We start from the raw sequence: 17,164 nt of genomic DNA, 5'->3' as shown, positions 1-17,164 counted from the left end.
TCAGCGGCAAGACCTTAGCAAGAAACTTGCCAGACTGACGGCCGTGTTCGCACGGGTGCAGTTCGTCATTCGAACCAAGGCCATTCCGCCGGGCCCTCGTGCGTAACGGCTCCGCCCGGCGCCTGCCCGACAAGTCGCGCATACTTTGCGAGCGCGCCGGCGCGATGGCGCGGTGACCGCGGCTTCCAGTGGCACCGACGTGCCGCAAGTTCCTGCTCATCGACCAGCAAATCCATCCGTCGGTTTGTGGCATCAATCCGGATCCTGTCGCCGTCACGAACAAGCGCCAGGGGACCGCCAACAAAGGCTTCGGGAGACACGTAGCCGATACACATGCCGCGGGTCGCGCCAGAAAACCGTCCGTCGGTGATCAGGGCCACCTTCTCGCCCATGCCCTGCCCGTAGATCAGCGCGGTGACGCCGAGCATCTCGCGCATGCCGGGGCCGCCGACCGGCCCTTCATTGCGGATCACCAGCACATCGCCTGCCTTGTAGCTGCGGTCGCGAACCGCTGCGACGCAAGCCTCCTCGTCTTCAAAAACGCGTGCGACGCCCTCGAAGAATTGGCTCTTCAATCCCGCAACCTTGATCACCGCGCCGTCGGGGCAAAGATTGCCTTTCAGCACCGCCACGCCGCCATCGGGCATGATCGGCGCGCGGGCCGCGTAAACGACCTCACCATCGGGCGCATTAGCCGCACCATATTCTTCGGCAAGCGTGCGGCCTGTGATGGTGATGCAGCTGCCATCGATATGCCCGCTCTGGATCAGTTCGCGGACCACCACGGCGGCGCCGCCGATGTCGTAGACGTCCTTCGCCGTATATTTGCCTCCGGGTCGCAGATTCCCGATCAGTGGTGTCCTGGCAAAGACCTCGCCGACGTCATCGATCGTGAACGCGATGCCCGCCTCGTTCGCGATCGCCGGAAGATGCAGAGCGGCATTGGTCGAACCGCCCGTCGCTGCGACGATCGCCGCACCATTCTCGAGGGACTTCCGCGTCACGATGTCGCGCGGCAGCGGACCGCCGCGTTCCAGCATCTCCACGATCAGGCGCCCGGCCCGGCGCGAGATCTGCGCTCGCGCAGCGTAGACACCGGGGATCATCGAGACGTTGGGGATGGTGAGGCCCAGCGCCTCCGACACCATACCCATGGTATTCGCAGTGAACTGGCCGGCGCACGCACCGATGGTCGGCAGGCAGGCGCGCTCGATCCGCTCGAGCGTGGCGCCGTCGATCTCGCTGGTCATAAAGCTGCCGACGGCTTCATAGGAGTCGAGCACCGTCAGGGTCCGCCCGTCCACGCGGCCCGGCAGCGAGCTGCCGCCGTAGATGAAAATGGACGGCACGTTGCAGCGAACCATGCCCATCATCACGCCGGGAAGCGTCTTGTCGCATCCGCCAAATCCGATCAGGGCGTCGTAAGCCAGACCATGGACGACCGCTTCGATCGAGTCGGCGATCAGCTCGCGCGAAAATAGGGAGAACTTCATCCCCTCATGATTCATGCTGATGCCGTCGGAAACCGACACGGTGGAGAATTCCCGCGGTGTGCCACCGGCCTCCTCGATTCCGGTCTTGGCCGCGGCGACCTGAAAGTCATGGGTCATATTGCAGGGCGTCTGCTCGCCCTTCATGCTGACGACGCCGACCATCGGCTTGGCGATCGCGGCGTCGTCGAGACCCATTGCGCGCATGAATGCACGGTGCGGGGCTCGGTCGAGACCGTCTGTGGTGACCCGTGATCGCAGCTTCTTCATACGTGCATCTTCTTCATGCTGCGTTCCGGATGATCCGGGACGCCACGACCCCTGGTCTGGATAATTCGCCCGCTCGCTTATTGCAGCGGAGCGACGATCGTCGGATGCTTGAACTGTGCGACATCCAGCTTCGGCAGCATTCCAGTCTCTGCATAGATGTCCAGCATCTTCTGGATCGCGGGAAAATTCGGTGCCGCACCCGGATCGCGACCGAAATCGTTGTCCTTGAGCAGGTAAGTCTCAAGCACCGGAATAGGCGCCTTCAGAACTTCATTGACCACCTTGAGTGTCTCTTCGCGGTTTGCCAACGCTTTCTTCATGCCCGACGTGATGTCGCGGACATAGGTCTTGACCAGTTCGGGGTTCTTATCGACGAAATCGGCACGGCAGGCTTCCAGGATATGCACGATGTTCGGCATGGCCTGCGACAACGAGAACAATTTCCTTGTGCCGCCCTTCGCCTCCGCACGCGCGGCAAAGGGCTGGTTCATGTTGACCGCATCGACACGGCCCTGCCGGAGCGCGTCTTCAGAGACGGCAAAGCCAACCTCGACCAGCTTGATGTCCTTGGCAGGATCGACACCATTCTGCTTCAGGAGCAGGTTGAATGGCCCCTGCGTGCCGCCGCCGATCACAGAAATTCCGACCGTCTTGCCCTTGAGATCGGCAATGGTCTTGATCGGCGAGTCATCCATGACAGCCCAATAGACCGAAAAGCCGCCGGGCTTCTCGAAAACGTGCTGTGCCACGATGTAGGCTTTGAGGTTGCCTCCGACCACGCCATTGGAGAGCGAGAGTGGCGCCTGCGTCGCGCAATCCAGCGCCCCGGCTGCGAGTGCCTGCGTCATCGGGGCGGTGCCCTGAAATTGAGTCCATTCGATGTTGTAGGTCTTGCCGATGTTGGGAAACTCGGCCGGGCGCCGCATCATCCAATATTTGGATTCTTCGGCAGGGATGGTCCAGCCGACGCGGATGGTCTGCTGCGCCTGCGTCGGGCCTGCGTCCGCGATCAGGGCCGCAACCGCGCTCATTGCCAGGATCCACCTCGAAACGGTTCGCATCATCCCACTCCGCTGCTCCGGCGCCGACGGGCGCCACCGAACCCGACCTGTCCAAATGTTTCATGGTTCAAACAATCAGGCAAGCCATGCATGCCGACCGGTGTCACCGAACGATACGCCATGTAAGGTAAGTCGGCGGTCGCACGGCGTTGCGCTGCGGCAGAGGAGGCAACCTATGGCTGATGCGAGCAGAACAAACCCGCAAGATGTCGAGAGGCTCGGTTATATCGGCCTTGGGCTCATGGGGGCACCCATGACCAGGCGCCTGCTCAAGGCTGGCCATCAGGTCACCATCTGGAACCGTTCGCAGGACAAAACGACTCCGCTAGTCGAGGCCGGCGCAGTTCGCGCAGCCACGCCCCGCGACGTGATGGTGAAATCGGACATCGTTTTCATGTGCGTGACAGACGCGGCCGCCGTCCAAGAGGTGATCTTCGGGCGCGAAGGTCTTTCATCGGCTCCCGGCGCCGGCAAGCTCGTGGTCGACTTCTCGTCCATCCATCCTGACGCCGCACGCGATCTTGCAGCGCGTCTGAAAGACGCGAACGATACCGGTTGGATCGATGCGCCGGTGTCCGGGGGTACGAAGGGCGCCGAGGAAGGCACCCTTGCGATCATGGCTGGCGGAGAAGCGCGCGACATCGAGAGGGTGCGGCCCTATGTGCTCGCCATGGCGCGCAGGTTCACCCACATGGGCTCGATCGGCGCCGGCCAGACCACGAAGCTGTGCAATCAGGTGATCGTCGGATGCGCGATGGCCGTCCTCGCGGAGGCAACGCGCCTTGCCGTGAACGCCGGAATTGACGCCAACCGATTGCCCGAAGCGCTCGCCGGCGGCTTTGCGGATTCCATCCCACTCCAGCTCTTCGTGCCGCGAATGGTTCAGGGCATTCACACCCCACCGCTCGGTCACATCGCAACGATGCTCAAGGACCTCGATACGGTCGCGGACGTCGCACAGGCGACGTCGACGCCGGTGCCGATGGCCTCGCTTGCAGGGCAACTTTTCAGGTTGGCGAAGGCGGCGCGCGGCGCGCAAGCGGATGCGCTTGAGATCTACAAGCTTTCAGGGCAGAGCCTTGCATCGTTGAACGCGACCTAAGTACGCTACGGCGCTTTCTTGCGCTCATCGTCGGACAGGAACCGACCAAATGTCCCACGCGCGAAGAGCAGCGGCTCTTTCGCGTTGTAAGTATAGGCCTCGACCGCGCCGAGAAAGATCACATGGTCGCCGCCATAGTAACGATTCACCGCGCGGCATTGAAAATTGGCAACGCTCTCAGCGAGCACGGGCGCATTGCCGAGGCCCGGCGACCAAACCACGCCAGTGAACTTGTCGTCCGACGACTTGGCGAATTTGTTCGCGAGCGCCTGTTGCGAAGCGCCAAGCACGTTGACCGTAAAATGACTGGCGTTTTGGAATACGGTCAGACTCGAGGAATAAACGACAAGGCTCCACAGAACCAGCGGAGGATTCAGCGAGACAGAGGCGAACGAATTGCAGGTCAGGCCATAGGGCTTCCCATCAGCGGCCGCGGCCGTGATGATCGTCACACCCGTCGCGTAGGTGCCGAGCGCGTTGCGAAAATCGCGGGGGTCGATTGGCGAGTTGTCGCTCGCGAATTCGTTGGCTGGATCGGAAGCGGCCGGCTTCTTCGGCAGATCATTCATCGGCCGGCCTCACAGCGTGAGATTCTCGGACGGCAGGCCCAACGCCACGCGTCCATAATTGGTCCCGGCCGCGTCGAAGTTGAACGCCAGATGCGAGTTGATCGCGTGCGCATCGCGGAACTGCCGCTGCAGCACGCCCGTCGTGAACAGGCCGCGCGCTCCGCTCGCGGCAAACAGCATGGAGACCGCCTCGGTGCACAGATTCACCGAAAAGGCTCCATCGCGCCGATATCTGGTCTTGGTCGCCATATCAGGAATACGACCGCACCGAGCGTCCTCCATCGCATTAAGGCAGGCCGAGCGCATGATCAGGCGTCCAGCGTCGATCTTGGCCGAGGCCTCAGCGATCTTGATTTGCGTGCTTTGAAAGTCGCTCAGCTTGGCGCGGTTGTAAGTCGAAATGCGATGACGCGCGACCTCGGCGTAATCGTCGAGGCAGGCCTGCGCGTTTCCAAGCGCAACACCGGACAGGACGTAAGGAAAAAGCGAGAAGACAGGGAGCGCATACAGCGGATTCGGATTGACCTTGCTGCCCGGCGTTGGGCCTCCGGCGAGTTCGCCGACGGCGACCGTCATATGGTCAGCCACGAAGGCGTCCTTGACCTCCACGTCGCATGATCCCGTCCCGCGTAATCCCGCGACATTCCAGGTATCGAGGACTTTGTAGTCGCCTTTGGGCAGCAAGAAGATTCGATACGCGATGCCGTCGGCCTCGTCATCGGAGTAAACGACGCTCGCAAGCATATTCCATTCGCAGGAGGCAACGCCCGAGGAAAACGGCCAGCTACCATGCAGCCGATATCCACCCTCGACCCTCGTGGCGCGTCCGGCCGGAAAAATGAAGGAGGACGCAATCAACACGTCCGGATCGCGGGCCCAGACCAGATCCTGCGCCTTCTGCTCGAACATGCCGAGCATCCAATGATGGCTTGCCAGATTGGCGAGGTTCCAGGCTACCGAGGCATCCGCCGATCCGAGCAGCTCGGCGCAGTCGACCAGGGCGACATAATCAAGCTCGCCGCCGCCAATCCGCCTCGGCTGGAGCATGCGGAACAGACCGGCATCATGGAGATCCCTTTCAGTCTCCGGCGGAAGATGTCGCAGCTCCTCCGTCCGCGCTGCCCGCTCTCGCAACCGAGGTAGGAGTGCCCGAGCCTTCGCGATCATTGCCGCATAGGCGCGCTCACCGGCTTCCAGCCCGGCGGGCTCGCTCATGCTCGGCTCTCGACCAGGCGCCATGCCGTATCCCTCACTTTCACATATTTATGCGGCGGGCCCTTCACCAAATCAAGTCAAGGGAGGGCTAGCAGGTGCGGTCGCGGGGCACCTCGGCCAAACCTAAAGCCAGGATCGCTCGCGCGAGCATTGCAAAGCGGTGATCCGCGAGCATCGCCATACTTTCCCCGGCGATCAACTGCCTAGCTCGAATCGGTCGAAGGCTTGACTGATCCAAAGGCGCCCTTTTCGGCGAACTCCGCGATGCGACGTTCGTCGTAGCCGAGCGTATCATGCAAGACTTGCTTCGTATGCTCACCCAGCAGCGGAGCAGCCAGGGGATCAATGGCCCCAGTCAGGCTCATCGTAATCGGCGGCTCGATGTTGGGCACCCATTCTGCTGTACGATGCGGAATCCGGCTCAAGCGGTCGCGCTCGCGCGCTTCCGGCGCATTGAACCCCTCCTCAACCGTGCGAAGATAGCCGACCGGGATATTTGCCAGCTTCATCTTTGCCATCCAGTTCTCGAGGGTATCGCTCGCAAAGACCTCCGCAATAGCTGCCCGCAGGAGCTCCTTGTTCTCGGAGCGGGCCTTCCGCGTTGCAAATTGCGGATCGGTGATCAGATCGGGCCGGTTGAGCACCTCGATCGCGAGCCGGCGATAGAGCCGGTCATTGGCACAAGCCATGTAGAGCGGTCCATCGGAGGCCTCGTAGACGCCGACGGTGGGAGAGCCGCTCGGCGAATTGCCAAACCGGCCAGGATTCTCGCCGTTGATCAGATAGGCCATGCCGTAGAAACCCGTCATCCCCATCGCGACATCGAACAGCGCCACCTCGACATGCTGCCCGCGGCCGAGCCGGTCCCGCGCCAGTAATGCCAGCAGGATTGCGTTGCAGGCAGACATTCCCGTTGCCATATCCACGATCGGCGGGCCGGTACGAACCGCCGGGCCGTCGGCAAACCCGTTAAGCGACATGAAGCCGCTCTCCGCCTGCGTGATGGGATCGAAGCCCGGGCGCGAAGCGAACGGTCCGGTGCGTCCGTAGGCGGAGATCGAGCAATAGACCAGCCGCGGATTGAGCGAAGCGACAGCTTCGTAATCGAGGCCGAACTTCTTCATGACCCCGCTGGAAAAATTCTCGACGACGACGTCCGCTTTGCGGATCAGGTCGAGCGCGATTTCGCGGGCTTCCGGCACGGCAAGGTCGAGCACGATGCCACGCTTGTTGCGGTTCAGGCTAAGATAGGCGGCACTCTCTCCGCCGATTTCGGCGTGTTCGTAAGCACGTGTGTCGTCGCCGCCGTCGGGATTCTCGATCTTGATGACTTGCGCGCCGAAGTCAGCAAGTGTCTGTGTGCAGGCTGGGCCGGCAACGACACGCGTAAAATCGACAACCAGCAGACCATCGAGCGCAGTAGGCTCTCCCGTCGCCCGCGGCGCACGTTCCGGCAATTGAGGCTGGTTGGGCATTGAAGCGCTCCTTTACATCGGCTTATAGCCGCCGAATTTCCTGCAAGACCGAACTTAAAGCCCGGCACCGCCGACTTCGCAAGTGCTTCACCCGGATCACCTGAAACGCAGAAAGGGCTCGGCAGCCATCCGGCTCCCGGGCCTCTCGACACTCAGCGCATTTGGGCTGCGCCACATCTTGCCCAACGTGGATAGTCGCGTTCCGCATCACGGGAAGCTCAGCGCCACCACTCAGCGCAGCCACTTTCGCCAGCAAAGCGTATGAGACCAGGCCCAGCGCACCTCGGGCTGATAGAGGCCGATAGCCCGTCTGGATGAAGTATTGGCGGACACGGGATTGTCCATCGTATCCCAAACGACGCTGTCCCAGCCGATACGGCGCCCCCTTGCCTCGATGGCCCCCATCAACCTGATTTGGAGCCCGCGCCTCAATGCCGCCGCAAGACCCCGAACGTTGAAAAGTAGCCGCAATGTCGCACGTGCGTGGACGATACAACATCGGCAAAAGGCGACTGCGTCATCGCCAGATAGACCAGGCACCAGGTTCCAATGTCGAACCGGGGCATCGCCGCGGCGTCGAAAAACGTCAGCTGGTGCAGATCGGCGAAGCTGCCGGCAACGTCATCATCAGATGCATCGGCCACACAAATTCTGTACATGGCATACCCATCGGTGAGAAGTGACCTTGATCCGTCGTGCGGCGATGTCGCCGCAGTGGAAGCCTCACTTGCTCAGCACGACCTTGACGCCGACCCAAATGGCCCCCATCAGACCGGTGGCGATCACCGTGATTACGACCTTGAATGCATAGCTCTGCGCCTGCTCCACGCTCTTCCGCCATCGCCGCAGATGCTGGAAGTCCGCCCTGAGCTCTTTCCGATCGTCATCCTCAATTCCAAAAGAGGCCAGCACCGACGCCATTGCTTTCAATACGATCGCATCGATGCTCTCCTGCCGCAGTCTGTGTTGCGCGGCCAGCGTCTCGGCAACGATGGCCTTGATTTCGTCGTCCGGCATCTTCACCGCCTGATGATCCTTGCAACGTTCTCGAAGCCGCGCTTGGCGAAGTAGAATGTGGCGACGAGATTGGCTGTGACAGCCGCAAATCCTGCGAGAGCGTCCGTAGAGTCAAGACCAAGCACTTTTACCCAACGTTCAAACGAACTTGCGGGTCTGGCAAAAGTTAGCCGATCAGGAGGATCGGCCAATGACGCCCAAGGCGACGTCCGAAGAGAGATCGCGAAACCTACCGGCAGCCAAGCCGCGCAGCGACAACAAGCCGCGGAGCGCTGATAGGCTGCGCATCGACAAGGCGCGAGAGACGCAACAAGTGATCATTGAAGACGCCAGCGAGACGGAGGACAGGGACCCCGACCTCGTGCACGGCGATGGCGGCACCATCGACCTTCCCACTAAACCCGGCGATTTGTCGAAGGACGATTAGGCGGAACCTACCTGACGCGAGGCGCGTTTACTCTCGTTGGAAGGAACGTTCGTCGATGAGTCACACTGTCCTGGTTGTTGACGACGACCCCGCCGTCCTCGAGGTGATCGTCGGCATGCTGGAAGATCTCGGCTGCCAGGTGGTCAGCGCCCAAAACGGTCGGGATGCGCTCGATCAGCTCAAGGAGAACCAGGACATCTCCGTCCTGATCACGGACATCAATATGCCGGGCATGGATGGTCATGAACTGGCCGAGCTGGCCAAGCGAATCCGCCCCGAGTTGAAGATGCTTCAACTATCCGGTCGCGAACCCCGGCGCGGCGGCCTGCCGATGATCAGGAAACCGTTCTCGTTCGAGGAACTCGCTGACGTCATCCAGCGAACCACCGGCATTTGCTGACGTCACGCCCAAAAGAAAGGCCCGCAGCGGAATGCTCCGTGCGGGCTGAACCAAACTCTTTGGACGATGCCATTCTGCCATTGTTTTGCCCGACGTGTCAAACACCGTCGCACGCAAGAGGAAGCCCTTCCTCCCAGCTAGATATGTGGTGGGCAAGGGGCATGCTTCAAGTCCCTGCTCCTGCCGTAGAACCCGTGGCCCGGCCAACACATCGAGGGGTCACGACATGCCTGTATTGCTTCCGACGTCCCGTTCGCGCCACGAGGCTCGTCGCGCCGGCGCGGGCAGCGCAGCGACGACCGATCATGCCGTGGTGATCGCCGGCGGTGGCCCGACCGGCCTGATGCTGGCTGCGGAGCTCGCTCTCGCCAATGTCGACGTCGCAGTGGTCGAGCGGCGTGCGAACCAGGAGCTGGCCGAGACGCGCGCCGGCGGATTGCATGCCCGCACCATCGAGATCCTCGATCAGCGCGGCGTCGCCGACGGCTTTCTGCGCGAGGGCCAGATCACCCAGCTCGCCGGCTTCGCCTGGACGCGGCTCGACATCAGCGACCTCCCGACCCGGCACGCTTACGGCCTCGCGCTGCGGCAGAGCCACATCGAACGCATCCTGGCCGGCTGGGTCGAAGAGCTCGCAGTGCCGGTCTATCGCCACGCCGAGGTGACGGGATTTGCGCAGGATGAGACCGGCATCGACGTCGCACTGTCGGGCGGAAAGAAGCTGCGCGCAAATTATCTCGTCGGCTGCGATGGCGGCCGCAGCATCGTGCGCAAGACTGCCGGCATCGACTTCGCCGGCTTCGATCCGACGCTCAGCAATCTCATGGCCGAGGTCGAAATGCGCGAGGCGCCAGCCCTTGGCCTGCGTCACGACGCGCTCGGCTTTCACGGCCTCAGCGAGACCGAGAGCGGCCGCGTGCTGGTCGTCGTGACGGAAGCAACGCTCGAGCGCACCGGCGAGCCCACCTTGCGCGACCTCAGCGAGGCCCTCGTCGCGGTCTACGGCACCGATTTCGGCCTCCACAGCCCCGCCTGGATCTCCCGTTTCACCGATGCGGCACGGCAGGCGGTATCCTATCGCAGCGGACGCGTGCTGCTCGCCGGCGATGCCGCGCATATCCATCACTCCGTCGGCGGGCAAGGCCTCAACCTAGGTGTGCAGGACGCCGTCAATCTCGGCTGGAAGCTGGCGCAGGTGGTCAGGGGCATCTCGCCCGACAGGCTGCTCGACACCTACCATTCCGAACGTCACCCCGTTGCCGCGCGCGTCTTGCGCAACACCATGGCGCAGATCGCGCTGCTCCGCCGCGGCGATGACGGCCTCAAGGCCGCGCGCGACGTCGTCTCCGAGGTGCTCGCCATGGACCAGCCGCGCCAGCGCGTTGGCGCAATGATGAGCGGGCTCGACATCCGCTACGATCTCGGCGATGGCCACGCGCTGCTCGGGCACCGCATGCCGGATCTCGGTCTGTCGGTCGAAGGCCAGAAGCTCAAACTGTTCACGCTGCTGCACAGCGCGCGCGGCGTGCTGCTCAATTTTGGCCAGCCCGGCGGCATCGACGTTACGGCCTGGGCGGATCGCGTCAGTTACATTGTCGCCGATTACGATGGCCCATGGGAGCTTCCGGCTATCGGATGGGTCGCCCCGCCGAGCGCAGTGCTGGTGCGACCCGACGGCCATGTGGCCTGGGTGGGAGACGAGAGTCAACGCGGACTGGCGGATGCGCTGACAACCTGGTTCGGACCGGCTGCTGCGTAGCGCACGAACGTCACAGCCGCGACACCCCGCGGGCTGATCCGAACTCCTTCGATGATGCCATTCTGCCAGTGTTTACCAGTCCAGAACTCGATCTCGCGCCCGACGACAGCGGACAATCTCACCGTGATTGTGCCAATCTTCCCATCCGACTGGAAGGGAAGAATGTCGACCCACAGGGTGAAGGGCTGGTCACGAACGGCCGAACGATCGGCTGGACATGTCCAGCCAGAGACTAGAAGGCCGCGCGACTTTGCTAGCCGACACCACGCGGCAGCATTCCGGCTTGCGGCGATCAACGCGCCCATGACTGCGGTGGTTATGCGCGGCAACGAGCAGTCGCTCGTTCTTTCCCAGCATGGAGACGATCAGGTGACCTCGATGCCGCATCGCTACCACCTTACTCCCCGGCCAAGTCGTGGTAGCGTGCGCCCACCGGCCCGAGCCGCCATCGAATGACCGCGATAAGCTCTTTGCCGCAGCGAATGAGCGGCGAATTTGCCAGAGACTGTTGCGGATCGTCACCCGGCTATGTTGCCAAATTCGGATGTCGCGAGCGCAGGATCTTGGCAACGGCGAACATGTCGGGCGTTGCCGGACGTCCAACAAGACCAAAGCGAGAAGCGAATTACTCATCGACGAACCCCGCAGAAAATTTAGGACGAGATTCGCTCCTTCCCCAAAGGTTGAAACTTCAGTCTAGAACAAACAACAATGTCCACAGACCTTCCTTGGCGCGTGTCGCTGAGCAAGAAGATCGGTGCCAATTAATTCGAGCATGAGCGAAGGTGGTTGAGCTAAGTCGCGCCCCTCTTCCACCCCTCAGCTCCTCACTCCCGCACCCGACCCATCGCCTCCGGCAGTGACGCCAGCAGCAACACGACGCAGACGCACAGCAGCACGATGTCCTTGAACAGAAACTCGCCGGTGAGATTCCAGGCCATCGGATCGGTCGAGAGGCTCCATGTCACCACGCCCGGCGTGGTGAAGAAGAACGAGAAGGTGACGGCGAAGGTGACGACGCCCATGAAGGCGCCGAGCGCCGACATCAGCGGATTGAACGCGCCGGCGATCAGCAGCGCGCCGATCGCGAATTCGGTGACACCCAGCACATAGGCTTCGCCGCGCAGGCCAAACAGCGAAAGCCAGGAGATGAACGGGCTGTTGCTGATGAACTGCGCGATGCCTTGCGCCGATTGCGGCGTGAATTTCTGCATGCCGAACGAGACGAAGATGGTCACCATGACCCAGCGCAGGATCGCGAGAAGGCGATAGGATCCGTTGCCGGCTTCGGCGACGTTGAATTCTGCTTTCATTGGACGTGGTCTTCCCCTGGCTGCTCCCCGCTTGTTGCGGGCTGCCGGTGATACGCAGGCGGCGCCCGGTCCGTTACGCCGTCCCGGTCACGACGGGTTCACGAGCTCGTGGGCGCCGGGTCGGCCGAGGCCGGCTCTGTTCAAAATTGGACACAGCCTCGCTGCACTCAGTTGAGTAAGTGGCTCAACTTGCTCTCGAAAATAGTTCTTCGCTTCATATCAAAAGATACTGACTCTGCGCCGCCGTGGGCGTACGGTTCATACATCACCGCAAGGCCCGTGGCATGAGATCGGTGATGAGAACGCCGGATTGCGCTCCCGTCCTATCTCGAACAAGGGAGATGCGCCATGCAGACGCGTCGTCGCTTCAAGCAGACTAAGACACTCACCGAACGGCTCGCAGACGATGCCGCTCGCCTGCGCGAGGAAGCGCGCACGCTGACCCCGGGGCGCCGTCGCGAGATGCTGCTGCGCCGGGCGCGGCAGGACGAGACCGCCATGCAAATCGATGCCTGGCTGCATTCTCCCGGCCTGAGGGCGCCCACATGACAAATCAATATCGCGCCTATCTGGTCGGCGAGAACGGCGTGTTCCGCTCCGCCGAGGCGTTCGAGGCGGCCTCCGACGCCTCCGCCCTCACCTTCGCGCGGCAGTTCACGCGCCACGGCAAGGTCGAGGTCTGGCAGCTCGGCCGCAAGATCGCCGTGCTGGAGCCCGAGCAATCGCCGGCGCACCAGCTCACGCGTCAATGATCGCGCCCGCGCGGCCGCGTCTCGTAACTCTCGATGGCGAAGGAGAACGTCACCTGCATCACGGGACCGTTGCCATCGCGAACCTCGATCGCCATCGTCTGCCTGCTGCCGCTTAGCGACGCGGAGAGGATGGCGTCGCGTGCCATGTCGCCCAGCGACTTGGCCGCCTCCGCCTGAACGGCGCGAGGACTGGACAGTTCCAGCCCCTCCTCGTCAAGCGCGGTGCCGTTCTCGTCGCGCAGGTCGAAATAATATCGGGGCATTTCGGCATCCTTTGCCCTAATAGGCGCGAAGGCGGCAAAGGTTTCTATGGGGGGCGAAAAAGTTGCCTCGGCATCACCGGATTGTTCCGGCGGCGAGGCCCGTCACCCCCCGACGTCCGCACGCTCCTCAGTCAGCTTACGCGCGATATAGGCGTCCACTGTCTCCGCGAACGAGCGCTGCACCCCGATCGCGGCCCCGTGCGCCGCGCTGGAGCTCGCACAGGCCGCGTCCGCGGGCGCCGGCCGGTGATGGCCAGATACTGATCGATCGCATTTTCGGCCAGTGGGATCGCCTGGGGATCTCCCCTCGCAATCAAGAGACGCAGGAAGCTCGGCCAAACCGGGCATGGGACGCGCCTCATCGGCGGGAGGATTTCGGCCTCGGCGTCCTGATGGGCTGGGTGTGGGTGCCGAACAGCGCCAGCAGCAACGCGACTTCTTCCTTCGAACCGACCTGGATCATGATTGTCTCCTTTTCGCAGGGTTGGTCGGAGGCGACGGCTGTGGAGTTCAGGACAATCGGGTTTCAGCATTGTTTCAGGCGCGTTTCGTCGGTGGCGCCGCCTGGCCACGCGACTTGTGTGCACAATTGAACACCGCAATGCGCGAAGCCGCCGGGCGCCGTCTGCACCCGGCATCGACTAATGCGGCAAGCTCCTGTTCACCCTTCCGACAGATAGGTGAACGGCCACCCGCCACGACTTTCACGTGGCATTCATTGTCCCTGTCCTAAACCGCCGGCCGACGAAACGGCACGTAGGTAGGACGATGTCCTTTGACCCGATGGCCGCTGCGGTCGACTGGCTTGATGCCTACCGCGCCGGCGATATCGAGACCATCCTAGGAATGTATGCCGATGACGCGGTGATTCACTGCGGCTGCGGCGGCATGAAAACGTGCTCCGGCACGGATGGCCGACGCGCCTATTGGCGCGATCGTCTCCGGGACTATCCCGCCACAAGCCTGAACGACCTCAAGCCGTCGGGAGATACGACGGTCATTTCATATATCGCGAGCGGCGGCGTCGTCAGCGCAAGCCTGAGCTTCAACGCGCAGGGGCAGATCGCCTCGCACGTTTGCGGTCCTTCGAACTAAGGCCGTACTCATGAAAGCACCGTCGGCTCCTCCAGTAAGTGATCGCCATCGCCATGCGATCCTTCGCCTCCGTCAGCCCCTCGCGCCATTCCGATGATCTCGCCGATGCGCTCTGCAAGCGCTAAATAGAGGGGCCGCGCCGATGTAGCGCGGCCCCACGTCAACGCTGCGGAGTTTCTAAATCCCGTTTGGCGTACAGGCCATTAGCAACTTGGCCGTCTCAAGAAGATTTGTTCCGTTCACGCGTGAAGCTTTTGGAAGCACGAAGACCACATCTTCGTCAGTTTCCATCGTGTATCCACTATCGTGCTCGTCTTCCGTGATTATTACGGCCCGCATTAAACCGTATCCCGGTGCCGCTGCATTGATAGCCGCTGTGGCTTGCGCGACGGCATCTGCCGTGGCCATTCCTTTGTTCGGTCCGGCAGTGGTACGGTCCAGTATCTTGTCGAGGCTTGGATCGCCTTGCCATGCATTGACGATCACTTGCGCAATGCCGGGAACAGCACTTGCCGGCATCGCAAATTCCGGGACCGTCATCTCTCCGCCACCCTTCTTTTTTTTGATACCACCTGGTGCCGTTGGTGCCATTGTTAGGCCCTCCCTGATGAAAGCTGCCACGGCACCTTACCGCCTGGCCAGGTGCCTGGCATCATCTCACACCTGAGCCCGCAGAACCGCAAGGCCCAGCAAGGCGCGCCCCATTCACCAACTCCGCTTCGGGCAAAGCCTTCTGTGCGGTGTGGCCCATCGGCGGCGTTCAAGGATGTCGGCCGTTTGCGTCGAGGGATGAGCGGACATCATCTGGGGCGCTCAAGCTCAACGCATGATTTGTGAGTAGATGTCTAGCTGCGCTCACTTGCCGCGCTTCGATGTGACGAGGCGCAGCGCAATGCCGTGCTGCCAGGAGCGTATCCTGACGGCCGCTTCACTGCGATTGAGCTCTTTCGCAATCTCGTCCGGTTGCCGGCCCGCTTCAGCCATGGCCTTTAATTGCTCATGCTCTTCCACTGTCCATTCTTCAACAACGGATAGCGGGATTGCATAGGTGGCCTTGGAGAGTCGAAGCGTTCGAGAAGGGCAACAAGGCTTCCCTACCCAAGTTCCTACATCACTCCGTTCGAGCGCACGCAGATCGTCCAGCAGCTCGGCCTCCAGCTCACGGATATGCTCGGCCGTGGGCCCGCTCGGAAAATCACGCGAGAGCTTCCGGCAGCGCTCCAGCCGTTCCTGAAGAATCCGCTTGTCTCTGTCTCGGTCCATGCTGGCCTTGATTCAACAGAGCACAGACGGCTTCAAGGGAATGTCCAAAAGTGCACGCCGCCATGGGGCGCAATTGAACAGCGGTCGCGTGTTGAAGCGGCGGTTGGATCGAAAGGTCGGCCAACGGGACAAAGCGGCAGAAGTTCCTACTTCAGCGCCTTCCCAAGCTCGGTCGCAGCAAGATCGTGCTGCGGCACTCCGTGCCTTCGATCGCAGGCAACCAATTCGAATCTCGCTTGTTGTCGCCGGCACAATCCATTGCAGGAGACAAAACATGTCACGTCTGACTTTGCTGGCCGCAACCTTGTTGCTGCTCGCATCTGCGCCCGCGGGCGCCCAGCCCGCGCAAACAATGCCGTCAACAGCTCCGACCAGAACAATTCGAACGCGCCGGTCGCCGGCCGCAACAGCTTCACCGAGGGACAGGCGAAGTCGCGGATCGAGAACGCGGGATATTCCAACGTCTCCGGCCTGCAGAAGGACAACGAAGGCGTCTGGCGAGGCAAGGCCGACAAGGCCGGCACCAAGACCGATGTCAGCGTTGACTTCCAAGGCAACGTCAATCCCGCGAAGTAAGGAGGAAACAGCATGACGATCACCATTTCTCGTCTCTACGACAATTATTCCGATGCCGAGCAGGCCGTCACCCGGCTCCAGAGCGCCGGCGTGCCGCACTCCGACATCAGCATCGTCGCCAACAATTCCGACAATTGGTACGGCTCATCGCGCGGCAAGATCGATCGTGACCGCGACGGCGTCGACGATCGCGCCGAAGGCGCCGGCACGGGTGCCGGCATCGGCGCCGGCCTCGGCGGCGCAGCAGGCCTTCTCGCCGGTCTCGGGCTGCTCGCCATTCCCGGTCTCGGACCGGTCGTGGCTGCGGGATGGCTCGCCTCCACGGCTGCCGGCGCAGCCGCGGGCGCGGCCACGGGCGGCATCGTCGGCGCACTGACCCAAGCAGGCGTCTCCAAGGAAGACGCCTCGCGCTACGCTGAAGGCGTCCGCCGCGGCGGCACGCTCGTCTCGGCGAGGGTCCCTGACCAGGATCGCGCACGGCTAGATGCGCTTCTCCATGAGAGATCCGTCAACCTTCAGGAGCGCAGCTCTGCCTGGCAGAAAGCCGGCTGGACCGACTTCGATGCCGCAAGCCCGCCTCTCGCTCCCGACGACATCCGCCGCGAGCGCGAGCTTTACGGCATGGGCGCGCGGCGATAGGTCCCGGCCGACCCGACAAGACAAAGGCCCCGCGCTGGTGGGGCCTTTTTTTGATGGTGGAGCGGGTCTGCCTTACCGAAGCCGCGTCGGGAAAAACAGGAACCACCTGTCAAACTTTATCTAAAAGGCGCCGAATCGGTTTCGGCGAAATGAAAGCTTTTCGCGCCATGCTGGGCATGTCGATTTGCTCTCGTTGCGAAAGAACGCAAACGGGACCGCTTTGGAGAGACCACCGATGTACTTCGTCGCCGCTGCATTGCTGGGGCTGTCGGGACTGTTCTACTCCGCCAGCCGTCATGAGCTCGGCCAGTTCGGAGCAGACGTGTGCCGCTATGGCGGCGCGTTCTGCGACAATCCGGTGGTCCTCTTCACGGGCGCAGCGCTCGCCGCCGCCTGGGGCATGTTCGTTAGCGTCAAGTAGCATCGCGCTGGCCGCAAGACGATCTTGCGAAGCCGGCGAGGATCTAGATCGACGGCT

General features: G+C 62.3%; 21 protein-coding genes. 10 read left to right on the top strand and 11 right to left on the bottom strand.

The features are described from left to right. Nucleotides 1-65: 65 nt before the first annotated feature. Both ilvD and IVA78_RS28470 read right to left on the bottom strand, forming a co-directional pair. Entirely contained in the window at nucleotides 66-1,760 is a 1,695-nt protein-coding gene (gene ilvD, locus IVA78_RS28475) for a dihydroxy-acid dehydratase (protein ID WP_247468852.1), read from the bottom strand. A 77-nt stretch (nucleotides 1,761-1,837) separates the two neighbouring features. Then, nucleotides 1,838-2,824, bottom strand: coding sequence for an ABC transporter substrate-binding protein (locus IVA78_RS28470; RefSeq protein ID WP_247468851.1), 987 nt, complete (start codon nucleotides 2,822-2,824; stop codon nucleotides 1,838-1,840). Between IVA78_RS28470 and IVA78_RS28465 the strand changes: the two genes are divergently transcribed. Beyond that, nucleotides 2,715-3,923, top strand: coding sequence for an NAD(P)-dependent oxidoreductase (locus IVA78_RS28465; RefSeq protein ID WP_346275321.1), 1,209 nt, complete (start codon nucleotides 2,715-2,717; stop codon nucleotides 3,921-3,923). The genes IVA78_RS28470 and IVA78_RS28465 overlap by 110 nt on opposite strands. 5 nt (nucleotides 3,924-3,928) lie before the next feature. On the opposite strand, the gene IVA78_RS28460 is transcribed toward IVA78_RS28465, so the two are convergent. The 5 genes from IVA78_RS28460 to IVA78_RS28440 form a co-directional block, all read right to left on the bottom strand. Beyond that, nucleotides 3,929-4,492 carry a flavin reductase family protein gene (locus IVA78_RS28460; RefSeq protein WP_247468847.1) on the bottom strand — a complete coding sequence of 188 codons (564 nt, stop codon included), beginning with the start codon at nucleotides 4,490-4,492 and terminating at the stop codon, nucleotides 3,929-3,931. Nucleotides 4,493-4,501: 9 nt separating this feature from the next. Continuing rightward, nucleotides 4,502-5,731, bottom strand: coding sequence for an acyl-CoA dehydrogenase family protein (locus IVA78_RS28455; RefSeq protein WP_247468845.1), 1,230 nt, complete (start codon nucleotides 5,729-5,731; stop codon nucleotides 4,502-4,504). A 179-nt stretch (nucleotides 5,732-5,910) separates the two neighbouring features. After that, nucleotides 5,911-7,182: a CoA transferase gene (locus tag IVA78_RS28450; protein WP_247468843.1), complete on the bottom strand. Its 1,272-nt coding sequence runs from the start codon at nucleotides 7,180-7,182 to the stop codon at nucleotides 5,911-5,913. Nucleotides 7,183-7,610: 428 nt separating this feature from the next. Further along, a complete protein-coding gene (locus IVA78_RS34660) occupies nucleotides 7,611-7,826 on the bottom strand; it encodes a hypothetical protein (protein WP_346275320.1) in 216 nt (71 codons plus the stop codon). A gap of 79 nt (nucleotides 7,827-7,905) precedes the next feature. Beyond that, complete coding sequence (locus tag IVA78_RS28440) at nucleotides 7,906-8,205, bottom strand: hypothetical protein (protein WP_247422153.1); 300 nt, start codon at nucleotides 8,203-8,205, stop codon at nucleotides 7,906-7,908. Nucleotides 8,206-8,389: 184 nt separating this feature from the next. On the opposite strand from IVA78_RS28440, the gene IVA78_RS28435 reads away from it, so the two are divergent. From IVA78_RS28435 to IVA78_RS28425, 3 genes are all read left to right on the top strand, one after another. Next, nucleotides 8,390-8,626: a hypothetical protein gene (locus tag IVA78_RS28435; RefSeq protein ID WP_247332748.1), complete on the top strand. Its 237-nt coding sequence runs from the start codon at nucleotides 8,390-8,392 to the stop codon at nucleotides 8,624-8,626. Nucleotides 8,627-8,681: 55 nt separating this feature from the next. After that, a complete protein-coding gene (locus tag IVA78_RS28430) occupies nucleotides 8,682-9,026 on the top strand; it encodes a response regulator (protein ID WP_247468841.1) in 345 nt (114 codons plus the stop codon). Nucleotides 9,027-9,252: 226 nt separating this feature from the next. Further along, nucleotides 9,253-10,785: an FAD-dependent monooxygenase gene (locus IVA78_RS28425; protein ID WP_247468839.1), complete on the top strand. Its 1,533-nt coding sequence runs from the start codon at nucleotides 9,253-9,255 to the stop codon at nucleotides 10,783-10,785. Nucleotides 10,786-11,612: 827 nt separating this feature from the next. On the opposite strand, the gene IVA78_RS28420 is transcribed toward IVA78_RS28425, so the two are convergent. Further along, entirely contained in the window at nucleotides 11,613-12,098 is a 486-nt protein-coding gene (locus IVA78_RS28420) for a DUF417 family protein (RefSeq protein WP_247468836.1), read from the bottom strand. 348 nt (nucleotides 12,099-12,446) lie between these two features. Here IVA78_RS28420 and IVA78_RS28415 point away from each other — a divergent pair, with 348 nt between their 5' ends. Together IVA78_RS28415 and IVA78_RS28410 are read left to right on the top strand one after the other, a co-directional pair. After that, nucleotides 12,447-12,647, top strand: a complete 201-nt coding sequence (locus IVA78_RS28415; protein ID WP_247280584.1) for a hypothetical protein — start codon at nucleotides 12,447-12,449, stop codon at nucleotides 12,645-12,647. After that, on the top strand, nucleotides 12,644-12,850 hold the full coding sequence (locus tag IVA78_RS28410) for a hypothetical protein (RefSeq protein WP_247280583.1): 207 nt from the start codon (nucleotides 12,644-12,646) through the stop codon (nucleotides 12,848-12,850). The genes IVA78_RS28415 and IVA78_RS28410 overlap by 4 nt, the downstream gene beginning before the upstream one ends. Here the strand turns inward: IVA78_RS28410 and IVA78_RS28405 are convergent. Further along, nucleotides 12,844-13,113 (bottom strand): hypothetical protein, encoded by a 270-nt coding sequence (locus tag IVA78_RS28405; RefSeq protein ID WP_247280582.1) that lies wholly within the window; start codon nucleotides 13,111-13,113, stop codon nucleotides 12,844-12,846. The two genes, IVA78_RS28410 and IVA78_RS28405, sit on opposite strands and share 7 nt — an antisense overlap. Nucleotides 13,114-13,881: 768 nt before the next feature. Here IVA78_RS28405 and IVA78_RS28400 point away from each other — a divergent pair. Next, nucleotides 13,882-14,208 (top strand): nuclear transport factor 2 family protein, encoded by a 327-nt coding sequence (locus IVA78_RS28400; RefSeq protein ID WP_247468834.1) that lies wholly within the window; start codon nucleotides 13,882-13,884, stop codon nucleotides 14,206-14,208. A gap of 177 nt (nucleotides 14,209-14,385) precedes the next feature. On the opposite strand, the gene IVA78_RS28395 is transcribed toward IVA78_RS28400, so the two are convergent. Next, entirely contained in the window at nucleotides 14,386-14,799 is a 414-nt protein-coding gene (locus IVA78_RS28395) for a hypothetical protein (RefSeq protein ID WP_247280579.1), read from the bottom strand. A gap of 264 nt (nucleotides 14,800-15,063) precedes the next feature. Next, nucleotides 15,064-15,471, bottom strand: coding sequence for a hypothetical protein (locus IVA78_RS28390; protein WP_247468832.1), 408 nt, complete (start codon nucleotides 15,469-15,471; stop codon nucleotides 15,064-15,066). A 258-nt stretch (nucleotides 15,472-15,729) separates the two neighbouring features. Here IVA78_RS28390 and IVA78_RS28385 point away from each other — a divergent pair, with 258 nt between their 5' ends. From IVA78_RS28385 to IVA78_RS28375, 3 genes are all read left to right on the top strand, one after another. Beyond that, nucleotides 15,730-16,047 carry a hypothetical protein gene (locus tag IVA78_RS28385; RefSeq protein WP_247468830.1) on the top strand — a complete coding sequence of 106 codons (318 nt, stop codon included), beginning with the start codon at nucleotides 15,730-15,732 and terminating at the stop codon, nucleotides 16,045-16,047. A gap of 12 nt (nucleotides 16,048-16,059) precedes the next feature. Beyond that, nucleotides 16,060-16,686: a hypothetical protein gene (locus IVA78_RS28380; RefSeq protein WP_247468829.1), complete on the top strand. Its 627-nt coding sequence runs from the start codon at nucleotides 16,060-16,062 to the stop codon at nucleotides 16,684-16,686. Nucleotides 16,687-16,921: 235 nt separating this feature from the next. Beyond that, nucleotides 16,922-17,107: a hypothetical protein gene (locus IVA78_RS28375; protein WP_247301804.1), complete on the top strand. Its 186-nt coding sequence runs from the start codon at nucleotides 16,922-16,924 to the stop codon at nucleotides 17,105-17,107. The last annotated feature ends 57 nt before the right edge of the window (nucleotides 17,108-17,164 follow it).

Source organism: Bradyrhizobium sp. 137, assembly GCF_023074095.1.
Taxonomy (GTDB): domain Bacteria; phylum Pseudomonadota; class Alphaproteobacteria; order Rhizobiales; family Xanthobacteraceae; genus Bradyrhizobium.
Note: the sequence above shows the minus strand (reverse complement) of the source record. Positions and strands in the feature narration are given on the sequence as shown.

What these genes read in the sequence shown, in the direction of transcription:
- ilvD (WP_247468852.1), bottom strand. Translation starts at nt 1,760, where the DNA reads ATGAAGAAGCTGCGATCACGGGTCACCACAGACGGTCTCGACCGAGCC.
- IVA78_RS28415 (WP_247280584.1), top strand. Translation starts at nt 12,447, where the DNA reads ATGCAGACGCGTCGTCGCTTCAAGCAGACTAAGACACTCACCGAACGG.
- IVA78_RS28455 (WP_247468845.1), bottom strand. Translation starts at nt 5,731, where the DNA reads ATGGCGCCTGGTCGAGAGCCGAGCATGAGCGAGCCCGCCGGGCTGGAA.
- IVA78_RS28460 (WP_247468847.1), bottom strand. Translation starts at nt 4,492, where the DNA reads ATGAATGATCTGCCGAAGAAGCCGGCCGCTTCCGATCCAGCCAACGAA.
- IVA78_RS28405 (WP_247280582.1), bottom strand. Translation starts at nt 13,113, where the DNA reads ATGCCCCGATATTATTTCGACCTGCGCGACGAGAACGGCACCGCGCTT.
- IVA78_RS28465 (WP_346275321.1), top strand. Translation starts at nt 2,715, where the DNA reads ATGGTCCAGCCGACGCGGATGGTCTGCTGCGCCTGCGTCGGGCCTGCG.
- IVA78_RS28420 (WP_247468836.1), bottom strand. Translation starts at nt 12,098, where the DNA reads ATGAAAGCAGAATTCAACGTCGCCGAAGCCGGCAACGGATCCTATCGC.
- IVA78_RS28430 (WP_247468841.1), top strand. Translation starts at nt 8,682, where the DNA reads ATGAGTCACACTGTCCTGGTTGTTGACGACGACCCCGCCGTCCTCGAG.
- IVA78_RS28395 (WP_247280579.1), bottom strand. Translation starts at nt 14,799, where the DNA reads ATGGCACCAACGGCACCAGGTGGTATCAAAAAAAAGAAGGGTGGCGGA.
- IVA78_RS28425 (WP_247468839.1), top strand. Translation starts at nt 9,253, where the DNA reads ATGCCTGTATTGCTTCCGACGTCCCGTTCGCGCCACGAGGCTCGTCGC.
- IVA78_RS28390 (WP_247468832.1), bottom strand. Translation starts at nt 15,471, where the DNA reads ATGGACCGAGACAGAGACAAGCGGATTCTTCAGGAACGGCTGGAGCGC.
- IVA78_RS28435 (WP_247332748.1), top strand. Translation starts at nt 8,390, where the DNA reads ATGACGCCCAAGGCGACGTCCGAAGAGAGATCGCGAAACCTACCGGCA.
- IVA78_RS28450 (WP_247468843.1), bottom strand. Translation starts at nt 7,182, where the DNA reads ATGCCCAACCAGCCTCAATTGCCGGAACGTGCGCCGCGGGCGACGGGA.
- IVA78_RS28470 (WP_247468851.1), bottom strand. Translation starts at nt 2,824, where the DNA reads ATGATGCGAACCGTTTCGAGGTGGATCCTGGCAATGAGCGCGGTTGCG.
- IVA78_RS28410 (WP_247280583.1), top strand. Translation starts at nt 12,644, where the DNA reads ATGACAAATCAATATCGCGCCTATCTGGTCGGCGAGAACGGCGTGTTC.
- IVA78_RS28400 (WP_247468834.1), top strand. Translation starts at nt 13,882, where the DNA reads ATGTCCTTTGACCCGATGGCCGCTGCGGTCGACTGGCTTGATGCCTAC.
- IVA78_RS28380 (WP_247468829.1), top strand. Translation starts at nt 16,060, where the DNA reads ATGACGATCACCATTTCTCGTCTCTACGACAATTATTCCGATGCCGAG.
- IVA78_RS28375 (WP_247301804.1), top strand. Translation starts at nt 16,922, where the DNA reads ATGTACTTCGTCGCCGCTGCATTGCTGGGGCTGTCGGGACTGTTCTAC.